Annotated in this window: 11 protein-coding genes; 1 reads left to right on the forward strand and 10 read right to left on the reverse strand. The window is 68.4% G+C overall.

Features of this window, described 5'->3' with window-relative positions:
- Positions 1-58: 58 nt before the first annotated feature.
- Genes AC5P7F_RS12220 through AC5P7F_RS12260 form a run of 9 tightly spaced genes read right to left on the reverse strand, consistent with a single transcriptional unit; the run spans position 59 to position 12,422 of the window.
- On the reverse strand, positions 59-1,867 hold the full coding sequence (locus tag AC5P7F_RS12220) for a hypothetical protein (RefSeq protein ID WP_164077878.1): 1,809 nt from the start codon (positions 1,865-1,867) through the stop codon (positions 59-61).
- A complete protein-coding gene (locus tag AC5P7F_RS12225; RefSeq protein ID WP_495204182.1) occupies positions 1,864-4,044 on the reverse strand; it encodes a hypothetical protein in 2,181 nt (726 codons plus the stop codon). Before AC5P7F_RS12225 ends, AC5P7F_RS12220 begins: the two co-directional genes overlap by 4 nt.
- Entirely contained in the window at positions 4,041-5,162 is a 1,122-nt protein-coding gene (locus AC5P7F_RS12230) for a BatA domain-containing protein (RefSeq protein WP_164077880.1), read from the reverse strand. The genes AC5P7F_RS12225 and AC5P7F_RS12230 overlap by 4 nt, the downstream gene beginning before the upstream one ends.
- Positions 5,159-6,055, reverse strand: coding sequence for a DUF58 domain-containing protein (locus AC5P7F_RS12235; protein WP_164077881.1), 897 nt, complete (start codon positions 6,053-6,055; stop codon positions 5,159-5,161). Before AC5P7F_RS12235 ends, AC5P7F_RS12230 begins: the two co-directional genes overlap by 4 nt.
- 7 nt (positions 6,056-6,062) lie before the next feature.
- Positions 6,063-7,046: an AAA family ATPase gene (locus tag AC5P7F_RS12240; RefSeq protein ID WP_481462476.1), complete on the reverse strand. Its 984-nt coding sequence runs from the start codon at positions 7,044-7,046 to the stop codon at positions 6,063-6,065.
- A gap of 16 nt (positions 7,047-7,062) precedes the next feature.
- Positions 7,063-7,770, reverse strand: coding sequence for a DUF4159 domain-containing protein (locus tag AC5P7F_RS12245; protein WP_032957605.1), 708 nt, complete (start codon positions 7,768-7,770; stop codon positions 7,063-7,065).
- Positions 7,770-9,104, reverse strand: a complete 1,335-nt coding sequence (locus AC5P7F_RS12250; protein ID WP_014645476.1) for a TldD/PmbA family protein — start codon at positions 9,102-9,104, stop codon at positions 7,770-7,772. The genes AC5P7F_RS12245 and AC5P7F_RS12250 overlap by 1 nt, the downstream gene beginning before the upstream one ends.
- Positions 9,105-9,125: 21 nt before the next feature.
- Complete coding sequence (locus tag AC5P7F_RS12255) at positions 9,126-10,760, reverse strand: TldD/PmbA family protein (RefSeq protein WP_014645477.1); 1,635 nt, start codon at positions 10,758-10,760, stop codon at positions 9,126-9,128.
- A gap of 30 nt (positions 10,761-10,790) precedes the next feature.
- Complete coding sequence (locus AC5P7F_RS12260; RefSeq protein ID WP_495205415.1) at positions 10,791-12,422, reverse strand: TldD/PmbA family protein; 1,632 nt, start codon at positions 12,420-12,422, stop codon at positions 10,791-10,793.
- 767 nt (positions 12,423-13,189) lie between these two features.
- Between AC5P7F_RS12260 and AC5P7F_RS12265 the strand changes: the two genes are divergently transcribed.
- Positions 13,190-13,804 carry a DUF938 domain-containing protein gene (locus tag AC5P7F_RS12265; RefSeq protein WP_142235506.1) on the forward strand — a complete coding sequence of 205 codons (615 nt, stop codon included), beginning with the start codon at positions 13,190-13,192 and terminating at the stop codon, positions 13,802-13,804.
- Positions 13,805-13,877: 73 nt separating this feature from the next.
- Here the strand turns inward: AC5P7F_RS12265 and AC5P7F_RS12270 are convergent, their stop codons facing one another.
- Positions 13,878-17,564, reverse strand: coding sequence for an indolepyruvate ferredoxin oxidoreductase family protein (locus tag AC5P7F_RS12270; protein ID WP_164077996.1), 3,687 nt, complete (start codon positions 17,562-17,564; stop codon positions 13,878-13,880).
- Between the last annotated feature and the right edge of the window lie 152 nt (positions 17,565-17,716).

The following is a 17,716-nucleotide window of genomic DNA, read 5'->3' on the forward strand; positions in this document are numbered from 1 at the left end:
GGACGCATGACGGAGGGGGTCAGAGCCCTTTCGTGGGCGAAAGGGATCCGACCCCGGGTCAGCGCCGCCGCTCCAGCCACCACAGCAGCGAAGCGCACACCGTGAACGCCAGCCACCAGGGCCAGCGCGAGCCCGGCACGGGCTGCATCATCGCCGTGTTCGTCGGCCCGCTGACGGCCAGCGCCCGCGTGGTTGCATCGATCATCGCCTGCTGGTGCAGTGCAGGTGCGGCCTTCGGGTCGAACACATAGCGCCAGACCGTGGTGTCGCCGTGCTGCAGGCGCTGCCAACCCGCCTCGCGCGGCCACCAGCCGGCGCAGCGCAGGGTCGACGTTGCGCCGTCAACGATCAGGGGCACGCTGTCTCCGCGCGCGTTGAAGACCTGCAGTGGCGCCTGCACGCCGCACAGCGCCTGCCGTTCGACCGCCCAGCCGAGCGTCTGCGGCGACCACAGCGCATCACCGCTGCCCTGCGCGCGCGCCAGCGTGGCGACGACGCTGCTCCAGAGTTCACCGTGGCGATCATCGCGTCCGGCCAACACCCAGCGCCAGCTGTCGGTGATCGGCAGCAGGCCGATGCGGCCCTTGCCGACCGCGCGCCAGCCGCCGACGGCCTTGCCCGTCCCATCCCGCAGCAGGGCGTTGCTGCCTGGCGCCTGCAGCGCCAGTGCTTCCAGCGCGGGCAGGGGCGCATTGTGCGAGCTGCGGTCAGCGTCCTCGCCGTAGCCGGTCGGCAGCGTTCCGGCGGCGAGCGGGCCGCGTCGTGCGGCGAGGACCGCGCTGTCGCCATCGCCGGGAAGTTCGAGGGCGTGGCTGCTGCCATCGCCCTGCACTGGCAGGCCCAGATCGCGGAGGCGCTGGCGCGCGCCGGCTGCAGGTGCGCCTGCACTGCGCAACAGAACGCCAAGGCCGTCACGCAACGCCTGCCGCACGGCAGCCAGCTGGCCGGCACTCAATGCGGTCAGGCTGCGCTCGTCCAGCAGCAACAGATCGCTGCGCGCGAGTGACGCTGCATCCAGCGCGACCGCGCCATCCCCCACGCTGACACCTGCCCCGGTATCGGCCTGTACCTGCACGCGGATGCCGGTATCGGCGGCCCAGCGGCGCAGGTACTTCAGCTCCGGGCCCGGCGCACTGGCACGCACCAGCATGCGCAGCGGTGCCGCCGGCAGGGTCTGCTGCGGTACCGGCGCGCTGTCCACCACATGACCGCCGGCATCGAGCAGGCGCAGCTGGAACACGCTGCGGCCCTCGGCGCGGGCGATGCCGCTGAGCTGCACGTGACCGTCCTCGGCAACGTCCACGCGATCGACCACGCTGTCGGCGGGGTCAAGCAGTTCCGCCTTGGCCTTGGCGACGCCGCGCGCCTGTGCATGCACGTCGAAGCGTGCGCCGGGCGCGGTGTCGGCGGGTGGCTGCAGCGCGATCCACCCGCGCGTCGGAGCTACCGGCTGCCAGCGCACGTCGCGTGGCAGTACCGCGTCGCGGTCACGCGCGACCAGGCCGGCACCGACCAGCGTCAGCGTGGAAGCCGGATGCTGGCGCAGCGCCGTGGCCAGGTCCGGCACGCGCTGGCCCCCAGGCACATCGGCAGCCTCAGGCAACAGCAGCCGCGGGCCTGCGCTGGCCGGCAACGCGCCGGCCTTGTCGGCATCGATTCCCAGCACGACCAGGCCGACTGCGGGTTGCTGGCCGGTGGGCGGGACCAGGCAGAAGTACAGCAGCGTGGCAGCGATCAGCTGCAGCGCAATCACGATCCACTGGCGGCCACGACGCGCGGCATTGCCACGCAGCTGGCGCACGCTGGCGATGACCACGATCAGGGCGAGTGCCAGCGCAATCCACAGGTTCACAGCGGAGGCGTTCATGGCTGTGCCTCCAGCGCATCAAGGTACCGCTGCGCCATCGCATCGGCGGCACTGCGCCGCATCGCCTGCGGCAATGGACGCTGCAGCGCCCGCCACAGCTGCGCGCGCAGGCGCTGGCGGCAGTCGCGGCAACCGGGTTCGATGCGCAGCTGCTCGATGGCGGCAGCCAGATCGAGTGCGTCGGGCAGGTAGGCGGCATTGCGCTGCTGCCAGCTGGCGAGTGCGTCGAGGTCGGGCACGCTGGTGTCATCGCCGAGGCGCTGCCACGCTTCGACGATGGCCGGATCGGGCGGGGTGCGGGCGGCCAACGGCAGTTCACGGCTGGCCAGCCCAGCGCGATCGCCACCCAGCCGGCGGCCTTCATCGATCGGCGGCAGCTCCGGCCCCACCCGTGCCAGGTAGATGCGTTCGGCCTGCTGCACCTGCTTGATGAACCCCAGTGCCTTGTAGGCGAACGGCAGTGCCTGCTCCGGACGGCCCTGGCGCAGCTCGCCTTCGGCCGACCACATCTGGTCCAGCGCGGCCTTCAGCGTGGCGCGGGTCTGTGGGTCGAGCAGGGTCGCGGCCTCGGCATGGTCGTGGGTGTGGCCGTACTCCGACAGCACATCGGTGGCGCTGCCGAACACCGGTGGCGCATCGGCATTGGACGCCTTGCCGCCGTGGTCGTGGCCATGCGCGTCGTGCGCACCGGCCTCGGCGCCATGGTCGTGATCGTGTTCGTCGTCGTGGCTGTCTGCGGTCGGCGCATCGCTGGTGGGCAGGTCGCTGGTCGGCGGTGGCTTCGGTGCACCTTCGCTTTCTTCGCCCAGGAACTGGCCATAGCGCAGGCGCAGGATGCGCTGGTCGACACCGATCGCATCGCTGCGTTTCACGAAGTCCTCGGCGGCGAGGCTGCGTCGCTGCCGGATCAGCGCTTCGGCATCGATGATGATCTGCCGCTGGCTGCGGAAATAGGCCGGCAGGGTCTTCTTGATGCGGCCTTCCAGTTCGGCACCGAGTGCAACCTCGGCGCTGGGCAGGCGCAGGATCACGCTGCTGCTGCGCCCGGTCTGCGGTGTTGGCGCGCGGTTGTCGCGCACTTCCAGCTGGGCGATGACATCGTTGCCCGGTTGCGCGCCCAGCGCAGCCAGATCAAGCGTGTGGGCGAAACGCCGCGCGGTGGCTTCGCCGCTGCCGGCAAGCGTCACGCTGCGTTTCACGAAGGTGATGTTCTCACCGCTGCCCTGGGTGGTGGTGATCGACAGCGTTGCCTGCGCGGCTACGCCATAGTCGTCGGTGGCCTCGAAGCGCAACGACCACTGGCGTTGCCCGGGCGTGCCCAGCACCAGGCTGGCGGCCGGCTCCAGCACGCGTACGCCGGGCGCGCGGTCGGCGACCACGTCCAGACGATGCAGGTCGGTTCCGGCCAACGCCGGCTCGCTCACCACGCGGTACAGCACCGGCGTGCGCGCCACATCCTGTGCCTGCCACTGGCCATCGTGTTCGTTCAGCGGCAACCGGCGACCATCGTGGAACTGCAGCCATGCTTTGTCCGGTGCGCGATCGAAGCGCAACGACCACGACAGCCGGCTGTCGGCGGCGACCTTGGCATCCAGTGCGTTCTGGGTGAGCGTGGCTTGGCCGGTATAGGCCGGCGCGTCGATGCGCATGCGGGTGGACTGCAGGTGCAGTGGGCCCGCGGCAGCCGTGCTGCCAGGCGCCGACGCACGGGCCGGCGCGGAGCCGGGGCTGGAACGTGGCCAGCCGAATGCCAGCGCAACGATGGCCAGGCCTGCGATCCAGCACAGCGCCAATGCTCCACGCGGCCAGCGCGGACGCAGTTCCGGCATCGCGCGTTCCAGCGTGGCCAGCACATGCGCGCGCTGGCGCTGCTGCAGCGGATTGAGGGTAAGCGCATCGGCAAACAGCAGGTCGGCACTGTCCTCACTGGCGCCGCTGCCATCGAGCTGGCGCTGCAACCACTGCGGGTCCAGCTGGCGGGAGCGTGCCGTGGCGAGCGCTGCGCAGGCAAGCAGGCCGATGGTGCCGATCACGCAGGCCATATCGAAGCCCGCCAGGCGCAGCGCCAGCACCGTTGCGGCCAGCGCCCACGGCAGGCCCAGCAGCAGGGTGACGAGCGCACGGCGGCGGCGCGCGTGCTGCCAGGCGAGCTGCCAGGCGAGCTGCAGGGTGTTCATGCGGGCCCCCCGCGTCGATGACTGCTGGCCATCCAGCGTTCCAGCGCGAACAGCAGCACGATGGCCAGCAGCAACCACGGGGTGAGCTTGCGCAGCGGCGGCGTTGCCGCAGGCAGTGCTGCCTGGCGGGGGGCCTGGTCCCGGGCATCGCCAAGGCGTGGCAGTGGAGGCGGCTGCAGAGCCAGCAGCAGCGCGCGTGGCAACTGCGGATCGCGCAGCGCAGCGTTGCCTGAGGCATCCCAGTCGCCGGGCAGAGACAGCAGGACACCGTGGCCGATGCGTTGCTGCCACAGCAGCGGGGTGCCCTCGGTGTTGCGCAGCAGGATGCTGGCCTCGGCGGCAGGCTTGCCGGCAGTCACTACACGTCCACCGTCCTGCAGCCACGCCTGCCAGTTTGCCGGCAGTGCGCTGTTGCGGCTCCACACGCCGATCTCGCCGCGTTCGGGCAGCGCATCCGCCACCAGAGGCGCGAGCGGCGCCTGCCTGCCCCACGCGCGCTGCAGTGCATTCAACCAGTGCTGGACGACGGCCGATGCATCGCTGTGCACGCGCAGGCGCGGCAACGTTGCGGCACTCGGTTGCTCACTCACCGGTATCGGCTGCGGGCGCCACTGCACCTCGCGCGACAGCTGCAGGCGTGCGCCGTCCAGGCCGGGCAGGGGATCGGGAACGTGCACGGTCAATGCGGTGCCCGCAGGCAGCTGTGCGTCCAGTTCGCGCAGCAGGCTGGGCAGGGAAGCCGTGGACGCGGGTGGCACTTCATCAATGGCCGGGAAGCCGGGCGCCAGCCAATGCCAGTTGCCCGCTTCGGCGGTGCCGCGTAGTGCGGTCGCGTCCAGCCCTGAGGCTACGACCGTCCACGCAGTGGGGGCTGGCGCAGGCCCGGTCAATGCAGGTCGTGCCAGCAGCAAGGCCAACGCGGCCAGCAACAGCAGGCGCACCAGCAGCAACGGCCAGTCATCGAAGCGGATGCGCTGGCGCGGCCGGATCTGTGCACGCAGCCAGCGCAGCGCGGCGAAATCCAGCGGTGTGTACGGATGGCGGCGGGCGAGGTGGATCAGCAGCGGCAGCAACCCTGCAGCGAGCGCGGCCAGGCCCAACGGGAACAGCAGGGTCATGCGCCGCCCCTGCGGCCAAACAGTGCCTGCAGTGGTTGGTCCAGCGGCTGGTCGAGCCAGCCAGTGGCACTGGCGATGCCGCTGGCCTGCAGGCGCGACTGCAATGCGTTGCGTGCGTCAGCGAAGCGTTGCAGGTAGTCGGTGCGGATCGCCGCGCCATCGCCCAGCAGTTCCTCGCCGGTCTCCGGATCGCGGAAGCGATGGCCTGCGCCGAACGGGAAGTCACGCTCGTCGGCGGTGAGGATCTGCAGCAGTGCCACTTCGCGGCGTGCGCTGGCCAGTTGTTCCAGCAGCACAATGCCGGCCTCGTCAAAACCGTCGCCGATCGCCAGCAGCAGGTCGCCCGGGCGCAAGCGCTCCCACAGCGGGCGCAGGCGATCGGCCACAGGCCAGCCGCCACGCGCCTGCAGCGCATGCAGTTGCAGGTGCACGCGATCACGCTGGCGTGCGCCGTTCGCTGCGGGCACCAACTGCAGTCCATCGCCATTGATCGCCAGCAGGCCGAAACGGTCGCCCTGCTGCAGGGCCAGTTCCACCACGCAGGCGGCCACACCGCGCATGTGGTCCAGGCGGGTGCGCTGCGGTGCCGCGCGATCGGCCTGCCCGGCCGAGGCGGTGGCATCAAGCAGCAGCCAGACCGTGATCGGGCTTTCGCGTTCGGATTCGCGCACGAAGAAGCGGTCCGAGCGTGCATACAGCTTCCAGTCGATCTGGCGCAGCTCATCGCCTGGTTCGTAGGCACGGTACTGGGCGAATTCGAGGCCGGCACCGCGGCTGCGGCTGGCGTGCTGGCCGATGCCACTGGCGCCGCTGGCCAGGCGTGGCCGCACGCGGAGCGTGCGCAGGCGCGCACGCAGTTCCGGTGGCAAGGTCAGCGGGGTACCGGCGTTCACGCGTGGCTCAACCCGGGAACGGCACAGCCTGCAGCAGGGCGGCGACCACGTCGTCGGCACGCTTCTGCTCGGCCTCGGCGGCGAACGACAGCAGCAGGCGATGGCGCATCACCGGCGCGGCCAGCGCCTGCACATCCTCGCGGGTGGCGGCAAAGCGGCCCTGCAGCAATGCGCGCGCTTTTGCCGCCAGCACCAGCGACTGCCCGGCGCGCGGGCCCGCGCCCCACTTCACCCACTGGTTGATCGCGGCGGGTGCGCCTTCGCCTGGGCGGCTGGCGCGCACCAGGCGGGTGATCCAGGCCAGCACATCCGGGCTGACATGCACCTGGCGTACGGCGGCCTGCAGCGCGATCGCCGCCTCTGCATCCATCACCTTCGGCACCGCGTCGGTGGCGCCGCCGGTGGTCTGTTCCAGGATCTGCCGCTCCTCGTCCTCGCTGGGGTAATCCACCAGCACGTGCAGCAGGAAGCGGTCCAGCTGCGCTTCCGGCAGCGGGTAAGTACCCGCCTGCTCGATCGGGTTCTGTGTGGCCAGCACGAAGAACGGCGCCGGCAGTGCGTAGGTGGTGCCGGCGTAGCTGACCGTGCGTTCCTGCATCGCTTCCAGCAGTGCGGCCTGGGTCTTGGGCGGGGTGCGGTTGAGTTCGTCTGCCAACAGCAGGTGGGTGAAGATCGGGCCCTGCTGGAAACGGAAATGGCGATGGCCGGTGCCGTGGTCTTCCTCCAGCAGTTCGGTGCCGAGGATGTCGCTGGGCATCAGGTCGGGGGTGAACTGCACGCGCCGGAACTGCAGTTCCAGCGCCTGCCCGAGCGAGCGCACCAGCAAGGTTTTGCCGAGCCCGGGCGCGCCTTCCAGCAGGCAGTGGCCGCCGGCCAGCAGGCCGATCAGCAGCTGCTCGACCACGGTGTGCTGGCCCACCACGGCGCGTGCAAGCGCGGCGCGCAGCGCATCCAGGCGTGGCAACAGGGAATCGAGGTCGGGGGAAGTCATGGGCGTGCCGGTCCTATCAATTGTTCAACGCGTACATCACGATGTTGACGCCGAAGCGGGTGTTGTCTTCGGCCAGGAAACGCTTGTTGCGCCAGTCGTAGTCCCACTCGCAGCCGTAGTCCTTGTTGCTGTAGAGCAGCCCCAGGCGGCCATCGATCTCGATGCCCTTCAGGTAGTCGTGCACCAGGTCGTCGCCCCAGCCGTTGAGTTCGAAGCTGGTGGCCGGCGGGCCATCGGGGAAACGGAAGAAGCTGCGGTACAGCGGGTGGCTGTTGGGCAGCTTCTGCAGTGCCCTGGGACCAAACAGGCGGCCCATCTGTGCCTCGAACGAGGTGGCGAACAGCCCATCGATATCGTGGTTGCAGTCGTCGACGAAGACGAAGCCACCATTGCGCACATAGCGCACGAAGTTCTGCCGCTCGGCGGCATTGAACTCCACCAGCGTGTGGCCGGCCAGGTAGCAGAACGGCGCTTCCAGCATGCGCGGGTCGGCCAGTGCCACCACGTGCTCCTGCGGGTCCACGCGCAGCGAGGTGTAGTCGATCAGCGAGGTGATCAGGTTGGACGGCATGCGCGCGTCCACGTCCCAGTCACCGGAGTCGTACTGCAGGCGGGTGAACCAGAAGTCGTAGCGCGAACTGCGCGGGCCTGCCTGTGCCCAGGCCGGCAGCGCCGCCGCCGAAGCGGCAGCGGCCAACCAGCGCAGGCAGGCCCGGCGATCCATCAGACGGCGTCGGACAGCGAGGTGAAGGTGAAATCGCGCAGCTTCATCGGCGGGATCATCATCACGTAGCTGGACTCATCACCGGCCACACGCACCGGCTTGCCCAGCTCTTCGATGTTGTTGAGCATGATCACCGGCGACTCGTTGAAGCGGAAGTTCTTCACCGGGTGCTTGATCTGGCCGTTCTCGATGTAGAAGGTGCCGTCGCGGGTGAGGCCGGTCAGCAGCACCGTCTGCGGATCGACCATGCGGATGTACCAGGTACGCGTGACCAGGATGCCCTTCTGGGTGCCACGCACCAGCTCGGCGGTGCTTTTGTCGCCACCGCTCATCAGCAGGTTGCCCGGCGAGGCCTTGGCGGTCTTGCCCTGCTTCTGCGCCCAGAAGCGCGAGTAGTCCAGGTTGGCGATCTTGCCGTTCTCGATGATGGCCATGCGCTCGCGCGGCAGGCCTTCGTTGTCCCACGGCAGCACCGGTGCGTCCGGATGCCACGGATCGGCGATCATGGTCACGCGCGGGTCGTAGACCTGCTCGCCCAGCTTGTTGCCACCACCCTTCTTCGACAGGAAGCTGCGGCCTTCATCGGCCGAGCGCGCACTGAAGAAGTTCATCATGAAGCTGATCAGGCCTGCCGCTGCGGCCGGCTCCAGGATCACCGTGTACTTGCCCGGTTCCAGCGCCTTGGCTTCGGCCGACTCGGTGGCCTTGCGCATGGCGATGCGGATGTCCTGGTCGGCCTTGAAGTCGGCCGCATCCTTCAGGTTGCGGCCGACCCAGCCCGAGCCGCGGCCATCTTCAGTGCGCACAGTGCAGGTGTAATCGAAGTTGGTGGTGCGCTGGTAGGCGAAGTTGCCGTTGCTGTTGGCGGTGGCCTGGAAGCCCTGGCCGTCCTCGAGGAAGCCGGCGGCGATCAGGCCGTGACCACGGCACGGGGCGATCGAATCGGCGGCGACCTTGGCACGGAACGCCGGATCGATGGCAGCAGTGGATTCGCTGAAGGTGGGGCTGGCGCGGTAGCTCTGCTTGCCGATGGCCGGCATGAACTCCGGGTTCTCCGGGGCCAGGCGGGCCAGGTCTTCGGCACGGCGCACCACGCGTTCCAGCGCGGCATCGTCGAACTCGTTGATCGAGGCGGTGCCGACGCGCTTGCCGAAGGCGACGGTGACTGCCAGTTCGGTGTTGTCGACAATGCCACTGGTGGAGACATTGTTCAGCGCGAAGCGGATGTTGCCGCTGATCGCGCCGGCCAGCACGGCGGTGCACTCGTCGGCCTTGGACAGGGCGATGACCTTGTCGAGGATGGCCTTGGCCTGGGCTTCGGTGAAGATACTCATGGTGTAAGGGCTCCTGACCGGTCAGCCGAGGCTGCGTGCGGTGTTGATGACGTTGATGCCGTTGAAGCGCGCGGTGGACGAGCCGTGCGAGACCGCCGAGACCTGTCCCGGCTGGCCCTTGCCGTCGAAGAACGAACCGCCCAGGCGGTAGTCGCGTTCGTCGGCCACGGCGGTGCAGGCGTTCCAGAACTCCGGCGTGCGGATCTGGTAAGCCACGTCTTCCAGCATGCGGGTGATCTGGCCGTTCTTGATCTCGTAGAACAGCTGGCCGCCGAACTGCGCGTTGTAGCGCTGCTGGTCGATCGAGAACGAGCCATCACCGATGATGTAGATGCCGTTCTCCACGTCCTTGATCAGGTCCGGCACGCTCAGCGGCGTCTTGCCCGGTGCCATCGACACGTTGGCCATGCGCTGGAACTGCACGCTGGACCACGAGTCGGCATAGCAGCAGCCGTCGGACTCGGTCTTGCCGAGGATGTGGGCCTGGTCGCGGATGGTCTGGTAGTCCACCAGCTTGCCGTTGCTGATCAGGTCCCAGCGCTTGCACTTCACGCCTTCATCGTCGTATGCCACCGCGCCGAGGCTGCCGGGCTGGGTCTTGTCGGCGAAGATGTTGACCAGCTCGCTGCCGTACTGGAAATGCTGTTCGCGCTTGTCTAGGGTGGCGAAGCTGGTGCCGGCGTAGTTGGCTTCGTAGCCGAGCACGCGGTCCAGTTCCAGCGGGTGGCCGATCGACTCGTGGATGGTCAGCCAGGTATGCGACGGATCGAGCACCAGATCGTACTTGCCCGGCTTCACCGACGGGGCCTTCAGCTTTTCCTGCGCCTGCCGGGCGGCGGCGATGGCGTCTTCCTTCATGTCGTAGGAAGAACTGTAGTTGACCACGCCATTCGGGCTGACCACCTTGCCGGCGGCGGCGCCGTCCAGGTACTCGTAGCCCAGGCCCATCGGCGAGGACAGGCCCGAACGGGTGCGGAACTTGCCGCTGCTCTTGTCGATGGCGGTGACCGTCATCGGCGCCCAGATGCGGTGCACGTCCTGGTCGATATAGGAACCATCGGTGGAAGCAAAGTACTTCTGCTCGTTGACCAGGAACAGCATCGAGTTGACGAAGCTGGCACCAGCGCCCATTGCGGCAGCGTTGACGTCCAGCAGCAGGCCGACCTTGTCCTTGATCGGCACCTCCATCGCATTCTTGCGGATCGGCGTGCGCCAGCTCACCTCACCCACGCCCGGCGCCTTGGCCAGCTGCACCGGTGCGGTCTGCACGCCGGCATTGGCCTTGGCGATGGCCGCCGCCTGCTGCGCGGCCCTGGCCACGTCGGCGGTACCCAGTGCGTTGGTGGCGGCAAAGCCCCAGGCGCCGTTGACGATCACGCGGATGCCCACGCCGGTGGACTCGGTGTTCACCACGTTCTGCACCTTGTCCTCGCGGGTGATCACGAACTGCCGCAGGTAGCGGCCGATGCGCACGTCGCAGTAGGTGGCACCGGCGCTGCGCGCCGCCTGCAGCGCCGCGTCGGCCAGGCGCTTCTTCAATGCCGGGTCGAGGCTGGACTGCAGCTGCTCGGCGGCGATCACCTTGCCGAAGAAGGAGGGCACGATCAGCCCGCCCGCGGTAAGCCCGGTCAGGGCCAGGAAGTCACGTCTTTGCAAGGCTGCTCTCCATGTCGAAGGATGGGTGGCTCAAGCGCCGAGACTGCGCGCGGTGTTGATGATGTTGATGCCGTTGAAGCGGGTGGTGGACGAACCGTGCGAGACCGCCGAGACCTGGCCGCGCTGGCCCTTGCCGTCGAACAACGAACCGCCCAGGCGGAAATCGCGTTCATCGCAGATGGCCGTGCAGGCATTCCAGAATTCCGGCGTGCGGATCTGGTAGGCCGCATCCTCGACCATGCCGGCGATCTTTCCGTCCTTGATCTGGTAGTACAGCTGGCCACCGAACTGCGCGTTGTAGCGCTGCTGGTCGATCGAGTACGACCCCCGGCCGTGGATGTAGATACCGTTCTCCACGTCCTTGATCATGTCCTCGACGCTGAGCGGCTGCTTGCCCGGCGCCAGCGAGACATTGGCCATGCGCTGGAACTGCACGCTGGACCAGGAATCGGCGTAGCTGCAGCCATGCGATGCATCGCGGCCGAGGATATGGGCTTCATCGCGGGTGGCCTGGTAATCGACCAGGATGCCGTCGCGCACCAGGTCCCAGCGCTGGGTCTTGACGCCCTCGTCGTCGTAGCCGACCGCACCGAGGCTGCCCGGCTGGGTCTTGTCGGCGAAGAAGGTGACGATGTCGCTGCCCCAGCGGAAACCCGCATCGCGCTTGTCCAGCGTGGCGAAGCTGGTGCCGGCGTAGTTGGCTTCGTAGCCGAGCACGCGGTCCAGCTCCAGCGGGTGGCCGACGTTCTCGTGGATGGTCAGGAACAGGTTGGACGGGTCCAGCACCAGGTCGTACTTGCCGGGCTTCACCGACGGCGCCTTCAGTTTCTCGCGCGCGTGGCGGGCGGCCGCAATGGCGTCCTCGACCGGGTCGTAGGAATCGCGGTAAGCGGTGATGCCACCGGGCAGGTGCACCTTGCCGCGCGCATCGCCATCGAGGAACTCATAGCCCATGCCCATCGGCGAGGACAGGCCGGCGCGGGTGCGGAACCTGCCGCTGGCCTTGTCGATGGCGGTGGCGGTGAACGGCAGCCAGATGCGATGGATGTCCTGGTCGATGAACGAGCCATCGCTGGAGGCGAAGTACTTCTGTTCGTTGACCAGGAACAGGGTGGAATTGATGTAGTCGGCGCCCGCATCCAGCGCGGCGGCATTGAGGGCCAGCAGCAGTTCGACCTTGTCCTGGATCGGCACCGCCATCGCGTTCCTGCGGACGGGGGTCTGCCAGCGCACCTCCCCGACCGGCGGCGTCGGCGCCAGCTGCACCGGCCGGGTCTGGATGCTGGCGTTGGCGCGGGCGATCGCGGCCGCCTGCTCGACCGCAGCGCGTACGGCGGCCTCGGTCTGCTGGTGGGTGGCAGCGAAGCCCCAGGCCCCGTTGACGATCACCCGCACGCCCACGCCGGACGATTCGCGGTTGGTCACGTTGCCGACCTGATGCTCGCGGGTGATGACCGACTGGTTGAGGTAGCGGCCGATGCGCACATCGCAGTAGCTGGCCTTGGCCGTGCGTGCGGTGGCCAGCGCCACGTCCGCCAGGCGCCTGCGCTGGAGGGTGTCGACCGGGGCGAGCAGTTGCTCGGCGGCGATGGCACGGGAATGCGGCAGCAGCAGGCCCGCCAGGCCCAGACCGGAAAAAGCCAGGAACTCACGTCGTTGCACAGCGTTTCTCTCTCTCGCTTGCGTGCGGCCGGCAACGGGCCGAGCCGATCACGTCAACCACTCGACTTTCGCCAGCGCGGGGCATCCGGGCAAGTGACTGCAGTCATGGTTGGGGGTGTTTCGGCAGGGCTTGCAGCCCTGCACCTGCTCAGAGCCGGAGCAACAGCCACAGCAACAGCGGGCTTGCTGAGGGATGGCGGCGCGGTGTGGGTGGGCAGGACACGCCGTAAACCCCCCTCCGGGGTCCGGCCCAGCCGCTGGCGGCTGTGCGTTCGGGCGCTTGCGAAGCAGTGCTTCGCAAGCAAAGCGCCCTCACCCCTGGGGGCTCGATGGCGCCATCCATGGCGCCAACGGTCCTGCCCACCCACACCGCCCCGCCTCTGACAGATTCCGTGCGCTGCTGGTAGGTGTCGACCTTGGTCGACACATCTGTCAGATATCGAATGAAATTCGGGGTCAGATCCGTTTTCCTGCGGAAAACGGATCTGACCCCAAGAGCCGTTCCAACAGACCGCAGGAAACTGTCGAAGGCGGGGTGGGTCCAGTGGCAGGGGCGTGAGCGCCATGGATGGCGCGACCGAGCCTCCATGGACGGATTTACGGCGTCCCCTGCCACCGGATCCACCCCGCCATCCCTCAGGAAGCCCGCTGTTGTTGTTGCTTTGGCTGTTGCCGTTGCTGTGGCTTGAAGCAGGTGCAGGGCGCAGCCCTGCTCGGAACACCCCCCCTCGTGCACAATGGGCCGACCCCGCCTGGACACCGTCCTGATGTCGAGCAAGCCGCATTCAGAAGCCTGCGAGCGCAACCGCGAACCGATCGCCGCCGCACTCGACCCGTGGATGGGCGACCGCCATCGGGTGCTGGAAATCGGCAGCGGCACCGGCCAGCACGCGGCCTTCTTCGCCGAGCGTTGGCCCTGGCTGCGCTGGCAGCCCAGCGACCATCCGGACCATCTGCCCGGCATCGAGGCCTGGCGCGCGGAAGCGGCGCTGCTGAACCTGCTGCCGGCGGTGGCGCTGCAGGTGGAACTGCCACCGGCGCCTGGGCTCAGCCTGCCACAGGGCAGCACGTTCGACGCCGCGTTCAGCGCCAACACGCTGCACATCATGAGTTGGGCGCACGTGCAGGCGTTGTTCGCCGCGCTGCCATCGGTGCTGCGTCGCGGCGCGCTGCTGGCCGCGTACGGCCCGTTCAACTACGGCGGCCGCTACAGCAGCGACAGCAACGCGCAGTTCGATGCCTGGCTGAAGGCGCGCGACCCGCGCAGCGGCATCCGCGATAGCGAAGCGGTGCAGGCGCTGGCCGCCGACCACGGATTCACCCGCCTGGGGGATGTAGCGATGCCGGCCAACAACCGCCTGCTGCTGTGGCGGTTGGGGTAAACCATCGGTAGTGCCGGCCGCTGGCCGGCAACCGATTGCCGGGATGAATGCTGGCCAGCGGCCGGCACTCCCTTCAAGCCACCTGCACGATATGCAGCGCCTTCGGATTGCGCCACTGCGCCAGCAGGGCCGCTTCGCGCGCCTTGGCCTGCTCGAAATGCGCTTCCTTGACGTGGCCGAAGCCGCGGATGTGCTCGGGGATGCTGGCAATCTCCACCGCCAGGGCCAGGCGGTCGTCATCCAGGCCGTCCAGCAGTACCTGCACGGTGGCCTCGTAATCGCCGATCAGCTTGCGCTCCATGCGGCGTTCCGCGGTGCGCCCGAATACGTCGAAGCGGCCGCCACGCAGGAACTTCAGCCTGGCCAGCAGGCCGAAGGCCTTGAACATCCACGGGCCGTATTCCTTCTTCAGCAACCGGCCCTGCTCATCCTTCCTGGCGAACAGCGGCGGCGCCAGGTGGAAGCGCAGCTGGTAATCGCCCTCGAACTGCTGCTGCAGGCGGCGCTGGAAGTCGCCGCTGGTGTACAGGCGGGCCACTTCGTACTCGTCCTTGTAGGCCATCAGCTTGAACAGGTAGCGGGCCACGGTCTCGGTCAGCGCCGTGGAGCCGCCGATGCGCTCGGCTTCGGCGGTGCGCACGCGCTCGACCAGGCGGCGGTAGCGGTTGGCGTAGGCAGTGTCCTGGTACTCGACCAGGAACGCGGCGCGGCGCTCGATCATTTCATCCAGCGAGCGCGACAGGCGGGCGTCATCCAGCGGCAGGAACGCCACGTCGCCACCGTGCGAGGGCAGGCCGCGCAGTTCGCGTTCGTCGCCGGTGTTGCGCGGTGCCGCAGTGGCACCCCATTCATTGCCCTCCCACTCGCCTGGCGGCAGCGGATGCAGCGGGCCCGGGGTGGATTCGGCATCGGTGTGGCGGTTGCGCACCAGGCCGGCGGCCTGCTGCACGGCCTGCGGATCGACCACGGCCAGGCGGCCCCACGCAAAGGCCTGCTGGTTCATCGCCACGGCGGCGCCATTGAGCTCGATGGCGCGCATCAGTGAGTCGAACGACAGCGGCACCAGGCCCTGCTGCCAGGCGTAGCCGAGGATGAACAGGTTGGCGGCGATGGCATCGCCCAGCAGCGCGGTGGCCAGCTGGGTGGCATCGAGCAGCAGTGGTTCCTGGCCGCCCAGTGCCACGCGCACGCCGGCGATGATGTCGGCGGCGGGGAACTGCATGTCCGGGCGGGTGGTGAACGTGCCCGGCATCGCTTCGTAGGTGTTCAGCACCACCTGCGAACGGCCGGCGCGCACCTTCGACAGCGCCCAGTAATCGTTGACCACCACCATGTCGCAGCCCAGCACCAGGTCGGCTTCACCGGCGGCGATACGCACGGCGTGGATGTCTTCAGGGCGACGGGCAATGCGGATATGCGTGGTCACCGCGCCGCCCTTCTGCGCCAGGCCGGTCTGGTCGAGCACGGTCGCGCCCTTGCCTTCCAGGTGGCCGGCCATGCCCAGCAGCGCGCCGATGGTCACCACGCCGGTACCGCCGACGCCGGTGATCAGGATGTTCCAGGGCTGTTCCAAGCTGTCGCGAAGGGTCGGTGCCGGCAGGTTGTCCAGCAGCGTGGACGCATCGCGCTTGCTGCCCTTGCGCGGCTGGCCACCGTGCACGGTGACGAAGCTCGGGCAGAAGCCGTTCACGCAGGAATAGTCCTTGTTGCAGTTGGACTGGTCGATCTCGCGCTTGCGCCCGAACTCGGTTTCCTTCGGCAGCACCGACACGCAGAAGCTCTTCTTGCCGCAGTCGCCGCAGCCTTCGCAGACCAGCGAATTGATCAGCACCCGCTTCTGCGGGTCTTCCAGCTTGCCGCGCTTGCGGCGGCGGCGCTTCTCGGTGGCGCAGGTCTGTTCGTAGATCAGGATCGAAACACCCTTCACTTCGCGCAGGCGCTTCTGCACTTCGTCCAGCTCGCTGCGGTCATGGAACTCGACGTCGCTGGGGAAGTGCTCGCGCTGGCCGGTCCACTTGCCGATGTTGTCCGACAGCACCACGATGGTGTGGATGCCTTCGGCGCGCATCTGCTTTGCGATGTCCGGCACGCTCAGCGGACCGTCCACCGGCTGGCCGCCGGTCATCGCCACCGCATCGTTGTAGAGGATCTTGTAGGTGATGTTGACGCCGGCAGCGACCGCCTGGCGGATCGCCAGCGAACCGCTGTGGAAGTAGGTGCCGTCGCCGAGGTTCTGGAACACGTGCGGGGTATCGGTGAACGGCGCCTGCCCGGCCCAGGTCACGCCTTCGCCGCCCATGTGGGTGAAGGTATCGGTGCTGCGGTCCATCCAGGTCACCATGTAATGGCAACCGATGCCGGCCAGCGCACGCGAGCCTTCCGGCACGTTGGTGGACGTGTTGTGCGGGCAGCCGGAGCAGTAGTGCGGCACGCGCGGAAAACTGGCGCGCGGCAACGCAAGTTCGGCTTCCTTCTCCTGCATCCACTGCAGGCGCTGCTCGATCGATGCGTTGTTGAAGAACTTCTGGATGCGGCGACCGATCACGCCGGCGATGGTGGCCGGGGTCAGTTCACCGGTGGACGGCAGGATCCACTCACCGCTCTCGTCGTACTTGCCGACGATGGACGGGCGCTGGCCCCAGCTGGCCGGCCAGTTGAAGAACTGTTCCTTCATCTGGCGCTCGATGAAGGCACGCTTCTCCTCCACCACGATGATGTCTTCCAGGCCCTGCGCGAAGCGCGCGATGCCCTGCGGCTCCAGCGGCCAGGTCATGCCGACCTTGTACACGCGGATGCCGATGTCGGCGCAGGCGGCTTCGTCCAGGCCCAGGTATTCCAGCGCCTGCAGCACGTCCAGGTAGCTCTTGCCGGTGGTGACGATGCCCAGCCGCGCGCGCGGCGCATCCATCACCACCTTGTCGATGCCATTGGCGCGGGCGAACGCCTGTGCAGCCTTCACCGCATAGCGGTGCAGGCGCATTTCCTGGTCCAGCGGCGGGTCCGGCCAGCGGATGTTGAGGCCGCCGGTCGGCATCTCGAAGTCTTCCGGCAGCACGATGCGGCGCGCCATCGGATCGACCTCGACCGAGGCCGACGATTCCACCGTCTCGGCGATCGTCTTGAAGCCGACCCAGCGGCCGGTGTAGCGGCTCATCGCCCAGCCCAGCAGGCCCATGTCCAGGATGTCCTGCACGCCGGCCGGGTTCAGCACCGGCATCATGGCGCTGACGAACTCGTCCTCGCTGCCATGCGGCAGGGTTGAACTGCGGCAGGCGTGGTCATCGGCGGCCAGCGCCAGCACGCCGCCATGGCGCGAGGTGCCGGCGGCATTGGCGTGCTTGAACACGTCGCCGCAGCGGTCCACGCCCGGGCCCTTGCCGTACCACATGCCGAACACGCCCTGCACGTTGGCGCCGGGGAACAGGTTGGTCTGCTGGGTGCCCCACACCATGGTGGCGCCCAGGTCCTCGTTCAGGCCGGGGGTGAACTTCACCCTGGCCGCGTCGAGGTGTTTGCGCGCGCGCCACAGCTCCAGGTCAAAGCCGCCCAGCGGGCTGCCACGGTAGCCACTGACGAAACCGGCGCTGTCGATGCCTTCGTGCGCGTCGCGCAGCCGCTGCATCAACGGCAGTTTCACCAGCGCCTGCACGCCACTCAGGTAGATCCGCCCCTCGTTGCGGGTGTACTTGTGGTCGAGCGTGTAGTCACGGTCGATCAGGTCGGCGGAAGAGGGCGAAGTGAGTTGCGCGGTACTGGTCATGGCTGGCCCGGTCAGGATCGGCTGGCACCGGCCGCGTGCAGGCACGCGGCGGGAAAGGCGCGAATTGTAGCAGCGAGGCCCGACCGGCCCGGCACTCGCGCCGGCGGCCATGCTGGGGTTAGGATCGGGGAGAGAGAGGGAGGCTGCGGTTG

The sequence above is a fragment of the Stenotrophomonas sp. YJH_SMC_105-26 genome (genome assembly GCF_059368915.1).

Coding starts and splice junctions, on each gene's coding strand:
- AC5P7F_RS12220 (WP_164077878.1), bottom strand. CDS start 1,867: ATGAACGCCTCCGCTGTGAACCTGTGGATTGCGCTGGCACTCGCCCTG.
- AC5P7F_RS12225 (WP_495204182.1), bottom strand. CDS start 4,044: ATGAACACCCTGCAGCTCGCCTGGCAGCTCGCCTGGCAGCACGCGCGC.
- AC5P7F_RS12230 (WP_164077880.1), bottom strand. CDS start 5,162: ATGACCCTGCTGTTCCCGTTGGGCCTGGCCGCGCTCGCTGCAGGGTTG.
- AC5P7F_RS12240 (WP_481462476.1), bottom strand. CDS start 7,046: ATGACTTCCCCCGACCTCGATTCCCTGTTGCCACGCCTGGATGCGCTG.
- AC5P7F_RS12245 (WP_032957605.1), bottom strand. CDS start 7,770: ATGGATCGCCGGGCCTGCCTGCGCTGGTTGGCCGCTGCCGCTTCGGCG.
- AC5P7F_RS12250 (WP_014645476.1), bottom strand. CDS start 9,104: ATGAGTATCTTCACCGAAGCCCAGGCCAAGGCCATCCTCGACAAGGTC.
- AC5P7F_RS12265 (WP_142235506.1), top strand. CDS start 13,190: ATGTCGAGCAAGCCGCATTCAGAAGCCTGCGAGCGCAACCGCGAACCG.
- AC5P7F_RS12270 (WP_164077996.1), bottom strand. CDS start 17,564: ATGACCAGTACCGCGCAACTCACTTCGCCCTCTTCCGCCGACCTGATC.